The organism is Thermococcus litoralis DSM 5473 (assembly GCF_000246985.2).
In the GTDB taxonomy this organism is placed as follows: domain Archaea; phylum Methanobacteriota_B; class Thermococci; order Thermococcales; family Thermococcaceae; genus Thermococcus_A; species Thermococcus_A litoralis.
Genome location: NC_022084.1, coordinates 1,064,638 through 1,076,969, shown reverse-complemented (window position 1 = coordinate 1,076,969; position 12,332 = coordinate 1,064,638). Strand labels below are relative to the sequence as shown.

At 43.0% G+C, this 12,332-nt stretch carries 23 protein-coding genes and 1 pseudogene; 7 read left to right on the top strand and 17 right to left on the bottom strand.

The genetic code is table 11. The features are described from left to right. Positions 1–4: 4 nt before the first annotated feature. The 4 genes and pseudogenes from OCC_RS13195 to OCC_RS05850 all read right to left on the bottom strand — a co-directional run bounded on the left by OCC_RS13195 (position 5) and on the right by OCC_RS05850 (position 1,296). Positions 5–265, bottom strand: coding sequence for a transposase (locus OCC_RS13195; protein ID WP_020953698.1), 261 nt, complete (start codon positions 263–265; stop codon positions 5–7). Next, positions 266–448, bottom strand: a pseudogene (locus OCC_RS13190) (zinc ribbon domain-containing protein); the annotation flags it as partial. Continuing rightward, on the bottom strand, positions 423–713 hold the full coding sequence (locus OCC_RS12815; protein WP_020953697.1) for a hypothetical protein: 291 nt from the start codon (positions 711–713) through the stop codon (positions 423–425). The gene OCC_RS12815 and the pseudogene OCC_RS13190, both read right to left, overlap by 26 nt. After that, entirely contained in the window at positions 688–1,296 is a 609-nt protein-coding gene (locus OCC_RS05850; RefSeq protein WP_004067504.1) for an IS607 family transposase, read from the bottom strand. Before OCC_RS05850 ends, OCC_RS12815 begins: the two co-directional genes overlap by 26 nt. Positions 1,297–1,495: 199 nt before the next feature. Between OCC_RS05850 and OCC_RS05845 the strand changes: the two genes are divergently transcribed. Then, the gene (locus OCC_RS05845) at positions 1,496–1,786 is read left to right on the top strand and encodes a MazG nucleotide pyrophosphohydrolase domain-containing protein (RefSeq protein ID WP_004067502.1); all 291 of its coding nucleotides are present in this window, start codon (positions 1,496–1,498) and stop codon (positions 1,784–1,786) included. 6 nt (positions 1,787–1,792) lie between these two features. On the opposite strand, the gene OCC_RS05840 is transcribed toward OCC_RS05845, so the two are convergent. From OCC_RS05840 to OCC_RS05810, 7 genes are all read right to left on the bottom strand, one after another. Continuing rightward, positions 1,793–2,080: a type II toxin-antitoxin system VapC family toxin gene (locus OCC_RS05840; protein ID WP_004067500.1), complete on the bottom strand. Its 288-nt coding sequence runs from the start codon at positions 2,078–2,080 to the stop codon at positions 1,793–1,795. A 99-nt stretch (positions 2,081–2,179) separates the two neighbouring features. Beyond that, on the bottom strand, positions 2,180–2,449 hold the full coding sequence (locus tag OCC_RS05835; protein ID WP_238565086.1) for an AbrB/MazE/SpoVT family DNA-binding domain-containing protein: 270 nt from the start codon (positions 2,447–2,449) through the stop codon (positions 2,180–2,182). A gap of 252 nt (positions 2,450–2,701) precedes the next feature. Beyond that, on the bottom strand, positions 2,702–3,136 hold the full coding sequence (locus OCC_RS05830) for a type II toxin-antitoxin system VapC family toxin (RefSeq protein WP_004067497.1): 435 nt from the start codon (positions 3,134–3,136) through the stop codon (positions 2,702–2,704). Next, complete coding sequence (locus OCC_RS05825) at positions 3,121–3,372, bottom strand: hypothetical protein (protein ID WP_004067495.1); 252 nt, start codon at positions 3,370–3,372, stop codon at positions 3,121–3,123. Before OCC_RS05825 ends, OCC_RS05830 begins: the two co-directional genes overlap by 16 nt. Before the next feature lie 166 nt (positions 3,373–3,538). Continuing rightward, on the bottom strand, positions 3,539–3,757 hold the full coding sequence (locus OCC_RS05820; RefSeq protein WP_004067493.1) for a DUF2283 domain-containing protein: 219 nt from the start codon (positions 3,755–3,757) through the stop codon (positions 3,539–3,541). A gap of 72 nt (positions 3,758–3,829) precedes the next feature. Beyond that, complete coding sequence (locus OCC_RS05815) at positions 3,830–4,396, bottom strand: nucleotidyltransferase domain-containing protein (protein ID WP_238565085.1); 567 nt, start codon at positions 4,394–4,396, stop codon at positions 3,830–3,832. 65 nt (positions 4,397–4,461) lie between these two features. Beyond that, positions 4,462–4,737, bottom strand: a complete 276-nt coding sequence (locus OCC_RS05810; protein ID WP_004067488.1) for a hypothetical protein — start codon at positions 4,735–4,737, stop codon at positions 4,462–4,464. 304 nt (positions 4,738–5,041) lie between these two features. Here OCC_RS05810 and OCC_RS05805 point away from each other — a divergent pair, with 304 nt between their 5' ends. Then, positions 5,042–5,269 (top strand): hypothetical protein, encoded by a 228-nt coding sequence (locus OCC_RS05805; protein WP_004067487.1) that lies wholly within the window; start codon positions 5,042–5,044, stop codon positions 5,267–5,269. Then, entirely contained in the window at positions 5,250–5,666 is a 417-nt protein-coding gene (locus OCC_RS05800) for a PIN domain-containing protein (protein WP_004067485.1), read from the top strand. The genes OCC_RS05805 and OCC_RS05800 overlap by 20 nt, the downstream gene beginning before the upstream one ends. Before the next feature lie 87 nt (positions 5,667–5,753). Here the strand turns inward: OCC_RS05800 and OCC_RS05795 are convergent, their stop codons facing one another. Further along, the gene (locus OCC_RS05795) at positions 5,754–7,007 is read right to left on the bottom strand and encodes an RNA-guided endonuclease InsQ/TnpB family protein (RefSeq protein ID WP_020953695.1); all 1,254 of its coding nucleotides are present in this window, start codon (positions 7,005–7,007) and stop codon (positions 5,754–5,756) included. Beyond that, positions 7,000–7,629 carry an IS607 family transposase gene (locus tag OCC_RS05790; protein WP_020953694.1) on the bottom strand — a complete coding sequence of 210 codons (630 nt, stop codon included), beginning with the start codon at positions 7,627–7,629 and terminating at the stop codon, positions 7,000–7,002. Before OCC_RS05790 ends, OCC_RS05795 begins: the two co-directional genes overlap by 8 nt. A 52-nt stretch (positions 7,630–7,681) precedes the next feature. Here OCC_RS05790 and OCC_RS12975 point away from each other — a divergent pair, with 52 nt between their 5' ends. After that, on the top strand, positions 7,682–7,810 hold the full coding sequence (locus tag OCC_RS12975; RefSeq protein WP_274517772.1) for a hypothetical protein: 129 nt from the start codon (positions 7,682–7,684) through the stop codon (positions 7,808–7,810). A 231-nt stretch (positions 7,811–8,041) separates the two neighbouring features. Here OCC_RS12975 and OCC_RS13105 read toward each other — a convergent pair whose 3' ends face one another. Together OCC_RS13105 and OCC_RS05775 are read right to left on the bottom strand one after the other, a co-directional pair. Then, positions 8,042–8,500: a class III signal peptide-containing protein gene (locus tag OCC_RS13105; protein ID WP_004069962.1), complete on the bottom strand. Its 459-nt coding sequence runs from the start codon at positions 8,498–8,500 to the stop codon at positions 8,042–8,044. A 120-nt stretch (positions 8,501–8,620) separates the two neighbouring features. Continuing rightward, positions 8,621–9,106 (bottom strand): class III signal peptide-containing protein, encoded by a 486-nt coding sequence (locus OCC_RS05775; RefSeq protein ID WP_004069963.1) that lies wholly within the window; start codon positions 9,104–9,106, stop codon positions 8,621–8,623. Between the two features lie 79 nt (positions 9,107–9,185). Here OCC_RS05775 and OCC_RS05770 point away from each other — a divergent pair, with 79 nt between their 5' ends. The 3 genes from OCC_RS05770 (at position 9,186) to OCC_RS05760 (ending at position 10,523) form a co-directional block, all read left to right on the top strand. Continuing rightward, positions 9,186–9,722: an HTH domain-containing protein gene (locus OCC_RS05770; protein WP_004069964.1), complete on the top strand. Its 537-nt coding sequence runs from the start codon at positions 9,186–9,188 to the stop codon at positions 9,720–9,722. A gap of 163 nt (positions 9,723–9,885) precedes the next feature. After that, complete coding sequence (locus OCC_RS05765; protein WP_004069965.1) at positions 9,886–10,116, top strand: AbrB/MazE/SpoVT family DNA-binding domain-containing protein; 231 nt, start codon at positions 9,886–9,888, stop codon at positions 10,114–10,116. Beyond that, positions 10,113–10,523 (top strand): type II toxin-antitoxin system VapC family toxin, encoded by a 411-nt coding sequence (locus OCC_RS05760; RefSeq protein ID WP_004069966.1) that lies wholly within the window; start codon positions 10,113–10,115, stop codon positions 10,521–10,523. The genes OCC_RS05765 and OCC_RS05760 overlap by 4 nt, the downstream gene beginning before the upstream one ends. A gap of 149 nt (positions 10,524–10,672) precedes the next feature. On the opposite strand, the gene OCC_RS05755 is transcribed toward OCC_RS05760, so the two are convergent. Together OCC_RS05755 and OCC_RS05750 are read right to left on the bottom strand one after the other, a co-directional pair. Next, on the bottom strand, positions 10,673–11,893 hold the full coding sequence (locus tag OCC_RS05755; RefSeq protein WP_004069967.1) for a site-2 protease family protein: 1,221 nt from the start codon (positions 11,891–11,893) through the stop codon (positions 10,673–10,675). Positions 11,894–11,935: 42 nt separating this feature from the next. Beyond that, the gene (locus OCC_RS05750) at positions 11,936–12,328 is read right to left on the bottom strand and encodes a DUF126 domain-containing protein (RefSeq protein ID WP_004069968.1); all 393 of its coding nucleotides are present in this window, start codon (positions 12,326–12,328) and stop codon (positions 11,936–11,938) included. Positions 12,329–12,332: the final 4 nt, after the last annotated feature.

Sequence of the window (12,332 nt, the reverse complement as noted above, 5' to 3'; positions counted from 1 at the left end):
TAAGTTATTTTATACTTTCAACCTTAAATGGGTTTTGGGGTTCTCCCTGTGGGGAAGTTAGTGTAATTTTGTGGAATTTTATCCCAATTCTTTGTTTTTCTATTGCAATAATCCCGTAGGGATTGGTCTTCATTGGCCCTTCATTGGGCTTTCCAGCCCTCGAAACCTCCAACCCTTTCGGGGTAACCCCCGAGCCCCACATCCGAAGGTTCAAGACAGCAATAAAATCCCTATCCTCGACCAAACCGCAGTTAGAGCACTTCATTAACCGCCCCTCTTGGGGTATTAGCTGACCCCCGCATGCGGGGCAAGTGCGGGAAGAATTTCTCGGATTAACATAAACAACAGGAACACCAAACCATTTGGTCTTGTACTCGATTAGCCTTTGCAGTTCACGAGCATTCCACTTTGAGATTTTCCTATTAAAATCTTTTGAACCGTTTAACACTTTCTCCTTTATATTTCACAAGACCAAGCATTTGGTTTATTGCGGAGTCAACGTAGTGGGTAGCATAATTCCAGTTCTCTAAAAGCGTGTCTCGGAGTTGTTTCCTTTCAACCTTCGTGAATTTTTTGGCATTGAGAATTTCTTGGAGTGTAGTCTTTGCCATGTTGTGATACTCTTCAATAAAGTTTAGAATAACATCGTTGGCCCGGAGAGGAATTGAGTACGCCCTGACGATGGTTTCATTCTTGGAAGAGCTGTTTTGCATTCTCCACAACCTCTTCATACTTGCGGGAGCGCATTCCGTACAGCTTGCCAGCAAAGTGCGAGATTATTGCTATCAGGTCTTCAATGAGTTCTTCTCTTGGCTCTTTTTGAAGTTCTCCATTGATTACTATTATCTCTGTTCCAAAGGCTTGGAAGAGCGTTTTTAAAGTTTCAAAACCGAATCGTGTTAACCTGTCGGAGTATGTAATGATGACTTTCGAGACTTCCTTGTTTGTCACCATTTTGAGGAGCTTCTGGTAGTCTTTCCTCTTTTCGTTTAACCCTGAGCCAATATCCTTGAGGATTTCAATGTCCCAACCTTTCTCTTTTGCGAATTCTTTTATCGTTTGGACTTGTCTGTTCAAATCATCTTTTTGAGTTCTGCTTGAGACTCTTGCATATCCAATTGTTTTCCTTTCCTCTTGAATCCCAAGTATTCTCTTGATTTCGCTTTCTGGAATTCTTCTTCGACCCCCAACTGTTCTGACAACCCTGATTTTCCCTTGTTTGTCCCAATTCTGAAGTGTTTTTACAGTGACTCCAAGGATTTTTGAGGCTTCTTTTAGAGTATAGTGCCTCTCCATGCTATCCCTCGATATAGAATACGCACACATCCTTTATATGTTTTTCTATTTTTTTCCATGAAATTACACAAAAAGAAAAACAATCAAAAACGGCTAACCTTTAAAAGGCTCCCGAGAATTTAAAGTCGGGCAATGAGGAGAGCGAATTGCGCTGAGTGGTGATGACAACTCAACCCGAGCCGTTAATAGGGGTGAGACCATGCACATAAGGGAGTTCCAAGAGCTTATTAGGGAACTTTACTTTCACAGGGATGAGAAGAGGGGCTTGGAGAAGACGTTCCTCTGGTTTACTGAGGAAGTAGGCGAGTTAGCGGAGGCGTTGAGGAAAGGGGATAGAAAAGCTATGGAAGAGGAGTTTGCTGACGTTTTAGCTTGGCTTGTGAGCTTAGCCAACATAGCTGGAATCGACGTGGAGGAGGCGGCGAAGAAGAAGTATCCTGGGGTTTGCCCCTACTGCGGGAAGAATCCTTGTGAGTGCGAGAAGGAGTGAGAGCCTTTATTTTTCCAAGAGTTCTTCTATGGCTTTCTTGATATTCCACACTTCGATTAAGCCCTTTTCCGCAATCTTTTCAAAGTGCTTGTCGTTGGTTATTATAATTGCACCGGTCTTAAGACAAGTGGCAGCGTGAACGGCATCAGCTACTTGATTTGATGGAAAATAATCTAAGCATTTTAGCATTTCTTCCCTTGATGGGTTTACGATTTTAACCCTTTTCCTCAAGAATTCAAAGAAATTCAAAGCATCGAAAGCCTCAGCATATTTTCTGTACTCTGCAAGCAACACATCGTTCCCCACAAGCTCGTAATCTGAAGTAAGCAAGTGAAGTAGCAACTCGGTTGTTTTTGTCCAGCCCTTCTTTATCTCTACAAAAAAACGTTTGTATCAATCAGAAATCTTGTATTTTTTTCTGGCAATTCTGTTCCCCTCATCCTCTACTTCCTTTTCCAATTTTTCAAGGTCTACTTTTTCTGCCTTCTTTACGAGTTCTTGAAGCATGCTCTTTACATCAAAACGCTTCAGAATTATCGTCTCATAGTCCAGTTCTGTTATCAAAAACTCCTCCCCCTTTTTTATCCTAAGTTTTTTCCTGATTTCCTTTGGAAGCAGTATTCTACCTTTCTCATCAACTTTCGTTATTCCCACTTTTCCCACCAAAATAAGTTTGAACATCAATATTTAAAGGTTTCCGTTAAAAAGTTCATATATTTAAACCAAGCATTATCACATTTTGCCCCAAAGCTATGAATAGCGAAAAACCATCAAAAAGAGTGGGAGGAAAGGTGGGAGCCAAGATTGAAGTGTCCCAACACCTAAAAAACCTCAAAAACTGCAAAAGAGCTAAAGGTGGAGCTTTGTGACGAACTTTATGGTTAATTCCACTCCTTCTAAACAATCTCAAAAAAATCAACGATCCGGTAGCCTCTTGAACCCATAAACCTCAAAGTCTTTATCAAAAGTAAAGGCCTCCCTGATTTTCAGCCTCTCCATTATAGCAAAGCTCAAGCAATCTACGACATCCATGCCGTTCTGATCCTCATACTTCTCAAATATCTCCCAAGCCTTTTCCCAATCTTCTTCCCTTTCTTTCTCAATTATCACAACCCTACTCTTTGCGTAGCTTTTATAAAGCTGAATCGCAGTCTTCTTGTTAACCCTCTTTGAAACTCCATTAAGGAACTCCACCAGCACGGGTCTGCCAACAACGAACTTTATGCCGCCCCTAATAGATTTTTCAAAAAATTCTCTTGCTTTTTTGTGATTTTTGTCGGTTCTGCTGGCTAGCGCTATCATTGCACTCGTGTCCATGTAAATCAGCTCTGGCTTCACTCGCTTTGCCATTCCACAGTCCCCCAGTCTTCCCTCTCGCTTGCATCTTCTTCAAGCTCCAAAACTCCTATGGTGTTCCAAATCGGGTCTTTCTGGATTAGCTTTTCAACCTCTTTTTTGTGCTCTTTTGCATATTTCTCCAAAGCTTCTCTTGCTATTTCCTTTAGACTTTTGTCCCTAAGGATGGCGAGCATCTTGAGAACCTCATGGGTCTCGTCATCAACCTCGGTTTGAACATGAATGCCCATGTTATCACCCAATCGTAAGTATTGCATCTAATATTGATAAATTTTTCCATTAGATGAATTGAGGTCAATATATTATAAAACATTAAACCGCTTGAAAAAAGCCAATACTCCTTAGCTCTTCAGAAGAAGTTGGGGAGTTTAAAGAGAGCAAGTTTAGAAGAAATCTTTAGGTTTTTGCCTTTTGAGTTTTTGTGTACTTCTCTATCTCCCTCAAAGCGTTTATTATGACTTTCTCGCCAGCATTCCATATCTCTATTCCCATTATTCTGCCGTTTTCATCATACTCTATCCAGACGTCCTCATCCACCTCATCAGTGTCAAAAACTTCTCCCTCTTTTATCAATATATACAGGATATCCGCCTTTGGGTCATACCGAACCTTCATAACTCAATCCACCTCTTGCTCTCCAATCTCCTCTTAACTATCTTTTCAAGGTTCTTACTAACATCTCACGGGCTAAAGGCCCTTAACTCCAAACATTAAATAGCTCTCAAACTTTACTCCCCAAAAGTCCAAGAACTCCTTAAACCTGTATGCCTCCTCTATCGGAACCAACACCACCCAAGGGCCTAGGTACCTACCGCTTAGCTCCTTTATAATGCCTCCCTTTCCGTCTCTCCCTTTTAATGCAAATTGAAACTTAGTCTTCTCATTACCCTCTAACCTAGACACATCCAGGACAAAGAGGGCGTAGCTTTCACCATTTAGTAGCTCATGGATAGGCTTCCCCTTTGTGAGGGAAAACCCTTCTATGATAATTCCAGGGGAGGCTAGGTAATTTGGATCAAACAGATCCTCCAGGTTAAGGGCCTTAACGTCTAGCTTATCATGAGGAAAGCCCAAGTCCAAAAGCCTTTGTTTGAACTCAAAGGCTAAATCAAAACGGTCATCTTCCCTTGCCTTCCTCAGGATTAGCATAAAGTCATAATCGTTAGGCTCCCCTTTCCCCTTTACTGAAGACCCATAGAGGACTATATCAAAGACTTTCTTATGAGTTTTTTTGAACTTCTTGGCCGTTTCCATGAGCCTATTCAATTCTGTCGGTAAGTTTGAGGACTGCATCCCTCAATCCCTCCACTTCTCTTTTTCTAACTGTAGTTTGATATGTGTCCCTGTAAAAGGAAAAAGAACTTATCCACTACCCTATATAGATCAGGGTAGTGCTCCCTCAAAATCCTAAATCTGTGAGTGTGGTTATCTGGTTCCTCGTTCAAGTCCCTCTTAATTATATAATCGCAAATACCTACCAAAGCTTTAAAGTATAGGATAAGAGAGGCGTTATATTTTCTCTGCTTATAAGCTATTTCCCCCATTTCTATGTATTCCTTAATATTGGCCCTTAGGCGTTCTAAATCTATTGGCATGATATTAACCCTCCGTAATTTTAATTACAAAAAAAGCATATAAAAGCTTTTCTGTAAGAATTATTACAAAAGGTGAGGAACCTTTGAATTCCACTCCCCGCTTAGTCTATCTCTATGTGTTAGTTGTGTCTTTAGAAAAGGCACATAAAATCAATTTTTTCATGGGAAGACTCCTCTGGAGGGAGTTATACACTCCTCTTTTCCTGCTAATCTGACATCTTCCCCGCCCTGGAGGGCGAGGCTTTTAAGAGAAAAAGTAAGGGTTAAAAAGTTTAGAGGATAACCCTTATACAGCGGTGAGATTATGAAAGAGATTGTGATAAAAGTCCCCAATAATGTGGACGAAACTTTAATTCGGCTTATAAGGAGAACGGTTAGAAAGGAAATTCTCATAGATTCAATGCTCAAAAAAATTGAGAAAGAACTTGAGAGTTCTGAATTAACAGAGAAAGACATAGAGAGAATTACCGAAGAGATCAAAAAAGAAAGAGCAAAATACTGGAGGGAAAAACTTGGACTCACTCGTAGTTGATACAAACGTCCTTTTCTCCTTCTTCAAGGCTGATTCCACTACAAGAAAACTTATAAGAAAGCTGAGGGGAATTTTGGACTTATATACTCCTGAATATGCATATGATGAACTTCAAAAGTACAAGAGCGAAATAATCAAAAAGTCCAAGATTTCTCCTGAAAGATTTGAAGAGATTTTGGGTATACTGTCCCACATAGTCATCCCAATCCCAGAAAGTGAATATGCAGACAAAATTCAAGAAGCCGTTGAGATTACTCCAGATCTCGGGGATATAGATTTTGTCGCTTTAGCCTTGAAGCTTAACTGCCCAATATGGAGCAACGACAAGAAGCTCAAAAACCTCAAAAACGTGCAGGTTTTAGATACAAAAGAAGTTGTGGATCTCCTCCAAGACTAATCGCCCAAAACGTAAACTATCGCTTTGCAAGAGTCCAAGTCGTTCTCGTAGATGCACCTGTTGTAGGGGTCTGTCCGTCGTGAGCTTTTATGAGTAAGTGTGAGTAAACCTCCACCCGTTCAAATCAACCCTCACGACGGACTTGGGCCTCATCGCGTTCAGCCCCCCTCCGGGTTCATCGGAGAGCAAATCATCACGCTCAGCCCCGCTCAGGGCGACCCCAAGTCCCCGCACGAAAACGTTGAACGCACCAACAAACTGCCTATCAGCCTCAAAACCACAGTTATGACAAACCACCAGCCCGTTTCGGGACTCTAACTTACTCCCACACACCGGGCAGGTGGATGAGGTGTAAGCAGGATTAACAAACTCAATTGGAACACGATAAGAAAGCTTTCCAACGATTTTCTTCCAAGTGGCACGGGAGAGCTTTCTATTGAACTTCCTCGAACCATTCTGGAGCATCTTGAACTTGTCCAAATCCTCGAAGACAAAAACCGCATCGGGAAACTCCCTCGAAAGCTGGACTGCGAGCTTGTTCAGGTAGTCCTCAATCCTGTTTCTCCTTCTAGTCCAGTATTTTTTAAGGAGAACTCCAATCCTCTTCGGGGCTTTCCGCTGAACGCTTTTTAGCATATCAATAATTCTGTCGTAAGTCTCGGAAATTCTATGCAGTTCGCTCAAGTCCACCCTAGTCCAGCCCTTTTCAGGGTGATAAACGTCGAGGCTCGTAAGGTTGCTGTCAATACCGATTTTGATTCTTCCAGAGAACTCGACTTCCTTTGAGAAGGTTAGCAGAACGTCGCTCTCCCTGATTATCAGCTCGCCAACATTCCAGTTCTTGACCTTTTCATAGAACCACTCCCTTGAGAAGTCCAGCTCAAGGTATTTCTCACGTGGTCTAACGGTTATTCTTATCTTCGAGCCTTCGACCTTCATTAGTGTTGTTTTAACCCTCACGAACTTCCTCTTAACGACTGGCTTTGCTCTTTTTCTCTTTCCTTTGAGGTAGTTCTGTCTCCAGCTTTTGAGGACTGAATAGGCAGTCTTTATTGCAGAATCAACGTAGTGCTTGGCGAAAGGCCACTCTCGGAGGAGTTCGTTCCTCAGTTTTCGCTTGAACTCATTAGACTGCGGAAAATAGGGGATTAAGCGAGTTGTCCCGTAGTAGCGATAATTTTTTCTTCCGAGAGAATATCTATGCTTGACTCTCTTTTCTTTCCAAGTCGTGTTTTCCCATATTTCGTCAATTGCCCTCTGGAGCAGTTTTTGGTATTCTTTGAGGAACAAATCAATGTTCCAGTTGTGGGGCATTCTGTACGTGAGGACTATTTTAGTCATTCTCGACCTCCTCGATTAGTTTTTTCACGCCTTCCTTGAGCTTTTTGTATTTGTGGGAGCGCATTCCGTAGAGCTTTCCGGCAAAGTGCGAGATTATGGTTATTAAGTCTTCAATGAGTTCTTCTCGTGGAGAGTTTTCTTTGTCGTTGATAATGATTATCTCTGCACCGTTCTCCTTGAAGAAGAATTCGAGAGTTTTGAAACCGAAACGAGTGAGTCTGTCTGGATAAGTGGTGATGACTTTTGAGACTTTCCCGTTTGTCACAAGTTCGAGAAGCTTACGGTAGTTCTTCCTGTCCTCGTTCAACCCTGGGCCGATGTCCGTGAGTATTTGGACTTGCCAGCCTCGTTCTTTTGCGTATTGCTCTATTGCTTTGACTTGTCTTTCTAAGTCGTCTTTTTGAGCCTGGCTTGAGACCCTTGCGTAGCCGAGTATTAGACCTTTCTCTTCGTTTATGCCGAGGAGTCTTTTTATTTCGCTTTCTGGTATTCTTCTTCTCCCGCCGGGTGTTCTAACGGTTCTGATTTTCCCTTCTCTATCCCATTTTTGGATTGTCTTGGGGTGGACGCCGAGTATCTCACTCGCCTTCTTCACCGTGTAAAGCTTCTCTTTCACTACCATACACCCACATTTATTCACAAAAAGTTTTAAGGCTTTCGCTTAGGAAGAACTGTTGAGTGAGGCGTTCTCAAGGGTGTCCGAGTATGTAAAGGTTGAGTCGTCTATGGCTTTTGTCTCACCGTTGAAATCACACTGCCCGTTCGAGCAGGAGATGGTCTGGGTTTTGAGAGATTCCCATTGACCTCGGGCTTTTAGATGGTTGATAAGTGTCTGAGCGTTGCTCTGATAGGGTAAACCCTTTGTTTGTTCGCTTACTTCTGTTGCCTTTGATGAAACTAGTAGAATAGGCTGCAGCAACAATTGTTGAGTATTCAAGAGGAGCTTGGGCTTTTTTCATTTGGGTCACCAAAGATAATTTTAATTAATTCGGACCACAAAAACATCAAAAAGAAAAGATAAATTCAAAAAACTATTATTGTGGCGCTCCCAACTTAATATCATCTCCAACATCAACAATTATTTCACATGCTGTAGCGTCGTTTTCTACCATACATTTATCGTATAAATCTTTTAAGGTGGGCTTAGGCGTACTGCTGATTAGTGTCAAATAGGGAGCAGCATTGTAATCTTTATCTGCTTCTGCATAAGCCACAGTACCACTCGTATCCTTCACTAAAAGATAATTCTTGTTGGAGTCGTACTCTACCTCATACTGATCATCCCATACATTTTGTGAAACGAGCTTGCTCTTTATAAGTTCCACTTGACTCTGCAATGAAGCTATATCGCTCTGTGAGCTGGCCTGTTGTGTAGATCCACTAATGTACCTAACCACTACAAATATTATTATCAAGGCTGCTGCGATCATGAAGAGATACTCCAGCGCACCCTGGCCCTTCTTCCTTCTAAACAACTTCTTCAAGTTTATCATTTCCCAAACACCTCCGAAAGGGTATCTTCAAATACAAATTACATCAAAGACATATAAATACCTTTCCCCGCAATTATGCCGATCACTTCCTCAAAATTGCAGGTCTTGATGCAATCCAAACTATTGAGGAATCCACAACGACTCGTCGAGGGTGATTATTACCTTACAAGCGTTTTCATCGTTTGCTAGGCAGAGGTCATACAGCTCTTTCAGGGTTTTCAGCTTATACCTATCGTCCCCATAGAGGGCTTTGACATCATCCTTGTATCTTGCATTTCTGTAGTCGAGGTAGTAGATAACCTTGTCAGTTATATCACACTTCCCATTTGAGCCTTTGTCCTTTACGCTTATGCCGTATTCGGAGCCAACTTTGTCCTTGGAATAACCCTCCGAGAGGATGTAAAAGCAGTATTCATCGTTCCAGAGGTCTTTTGCACTTAGCCTGGACTTTGCAATCTCCGCCTGGCTCTGTAAAGAGGCAATACCACTCTTCTGGGCAACTTGACCCCCGGAACTGCTGATATAGCTCACCGCAACGAATATTATTATCAATGCCGCAGCAACCATAAAGAGGTACTCCAGTGAACCTTGACCCTTTCGGCTCATGCTCCGATCATCCTTGAGAAAAAAATAAATATTTTTCTCCCCAATTCTGCCTATGAGATAATCAAAAATGGGGATAGCGATGCTGGTCTTCATAGAGTGCGAGTCATCGAGCGTTGAAGGCTGTTTAAAGGAGCTTAGAGAAAAAGCCGAGGTCTTAGAGAAAATCCCGGGAAGAATAGATAAGGCAAAGATAGAGCTCTCCTTCGGTGCCTTCATGAGTGTTAGAATAAGCCTAAGCATAGAGCCGGACAAAAACCATGAGAAGATGATAGTAGCCGAGTACTCCTCAGGCAAGGACGTCCTCGAAAGGCTGCAAGAGAAGATGAGGGAAAAGCTAAAGAATGCCCAAATAGTTGACTTCACCTTTGGAACCTACACGATGCCCATAACCCGAAGAAAATATGCTGTTGCAATAGCGGTTGTGAACATACCCATGGAAAGGGAGAGCTTTGAGAACCTGAGCATTGAAGAAAGGAGGGCAATCCTTAGGAAAGCCCTCGAGCTTTTTGACTGGAATCCAAAGGTTTTGAACATCTCCGAGATAGCGAGGCTCTTCAACGTCTCGAGGGATTCAATCTACAACGACATAGAGCAGATTTTGAAGGAAAAAGACTAGAGCTTTTAACAGCTTTTTCAAAACCCAAGTGTTTCTTTTGAAATCATCATCCCTGTAGGATGACCTCCTCCCCACCCTAAAGGGACAGACTTGAGTTAAAGAAAAAGCCAAATGGGAAAAGTATTAATAGTCCAATAGATGTAATACCATATAGGTGATCCCAATGCCAACTGTAACAAAGAAATACCAAGTAACGATTCCCAAGGAAGTGAGGGAGAGGCTTGGGATTAAGGCTGGAGACGAGGTAGTGTTCATCAAGACAAAAGAGGGCTATGTGATAAAACGTCTTGAGGATTTCGTTAAAGAGATGGCTGAACTATCAAGGGACATCGAGGAAAGCATAGAAGAGATGAGAGAAGGGCTGGGCAAAATGTTCACGGAGGATCACAAATGAAGGTAGTCCTTGATACAAACGTTTTCCACAACTGGAAGTTCCTGCTCTGGTTAAAGGACTCTCCGCACTCTCCGGTAATAAGCTCCGTAAGCTATGCCGAGTACCTCTACCACCAGTCCAAAAAGATGGGAAGCATTGAGGAAGGCAGAAGTGCAGTTGATGCACTCTTGCACAGCATAGGGATTGAAGTTATGGCGTTTTACAAAGAATGTGCCGTAGAGACTGTAAAAGCCGTCTGGGGAAGATGGGACTTTAGAAAAAACGCGAGAGACTACATGATAGGTTCACTGGCGCTAAAGCTCAACGCTCCGGTAATAACTTACAACAAAAAGGATTTTGCATGGTACGAAAAAGTTTACACACCGGAGGAATTCATGGAGTTAGCTGAAGCCAGCAAACGATCCTAGCATCCAAATATGAAAGTTCTTGGCGTTGATTTCTCCAAGAATTAGCAAAATCTTCATAACCTTTTGCTAAAAATTGGACGAACTACTCTCCCCCCTAAACAGAGGAACTTTCAAAAGAGAAAAAAATGAAGATGAAACCCCAGCTCTTTTTACTGAACAACGCTTATGGGCACTGGCGTTGCCGAGAGGATGAATATTGCAAGCACTATCAAAGCCAGAACTATTCTTTTAGGCGAAATTGGGCTGACCTCATCCAAAGCACCCGGGTTTCCAATTCTCCCCATAAGGAGAATTATGAAGCCCCAGATGAGCCACCCTGCCCAGAGGACGCTCAGTCCAATCATCGCCAGGCCTAGACCAAAGGTCAAAATCGAGTGGAGCTTTTCTCCAAGGAAAGCCCTCGCTATATGTCCGCCGTCAAGCTGGGCAGCGGGGATTAGGTTTAGGAAGGTCACGAGAATTCCTACCCAGCCAGCTATCGCCACCGGGTGGAGGTAAATCACGTAGTCCTCGGGAATCCTAAAGATGTATCTCTCAAGGAAGAGCATTATTAGACTTTGACCAAAGGCTATTCCGCCCTCCATTTGGGCCGCAGAGATAGGTAGAGTTGGAGAAAGCCTTAACCCTATAAGCAGCACTGGAATCGCCACAATGAACCCGGCTATAGGCCCGCTTGAGCCTAGGTCTATGGCAGCGTTTCTGGTGGGTATTGGGGATTTAACCCTTATAACAGCTCCCAGTGTGCCGAGAATGTTCGGGAAGGGGATGAAGTAAGGAAAAGTTGACTTTACGCCATGAAAGGTGGCCGCTATCTTGTGCCCCATCTCGTGGGTGCCGAGGATAGCAAGGACGCTTATTGAAAATGCAAGGGCATTGAGGTAGATGTTCCTTATCCCCGGAAGGTTGTACTGGTCAAGAAAGGCTATATAAGAGCTTGAAAGCCAGTAGCCCGCAAAGAGGGTGCTCAAAACTGTTGCTATAAACAACCCTATCCCAATGAGGGGGTTTTCCTCTTTAATCGGCTGTGCCGGAAAGACGAAGAGGACTACCTTTCCTTCCCTCTTTTTCAATGCAGCCCAGTAGCCAAGCTTCTCAAGCTCCTTAAGAACCCTCTCGAAGTTGGTCTCCCTTATCTCCAGAACCTCAAATGCCATGACGTCTCCTTTAGTCTGCATCTCGCCAAGGGAATAAAACTCGCTGAGCTTTTCCATGAGGGGCTCATTAATGAGCTCTTCAACAGGCTCAATCTCAAAGCCAACAAGAACCATATCGGAGCCGCACTCTGGGCATGAGTTTTCCAATAAAGCCGTATTGGACTCCCTAATTTCTCTATGGCCACATTTAACGCACTCGTAAATACCCCTCGCCATTTTCTCCACCACTTAAAAAGAATAGGGAAGAAAGCTTAAAAACTATTCCTCTATGGTTACCTCTCCTTTGTCTGCATCCACCTCAACGATCTGGCCGTTCTTGATCTTGCTTATGTCAATTTTATCCACCATGGGGATTTCTGCAATAATAGCTCCCGTTGCTACAATCGTCTCTGCCTCCTCAACTATTATTGCTTTAGGCGCAACACCGTTTTTCTTCAGCTGGTAAATGACGTAAGAGCCAACAGTCGAGCCTTTGCCCCTCGGGAATACAAGGATTTTGTCCTTTATGCTCTCCCCCTTAATATCGCTTTCAATGTCCTTCACTATGCCCGTTTTTGGGTCGACACCTCCTAAAAATGAGAGAGGTTTTTTGGAGACAAGGGCAACTCCCCTTGCTTTTCCCTTAGTGATTTTTCTCCCCTTAAGCTTCATAATC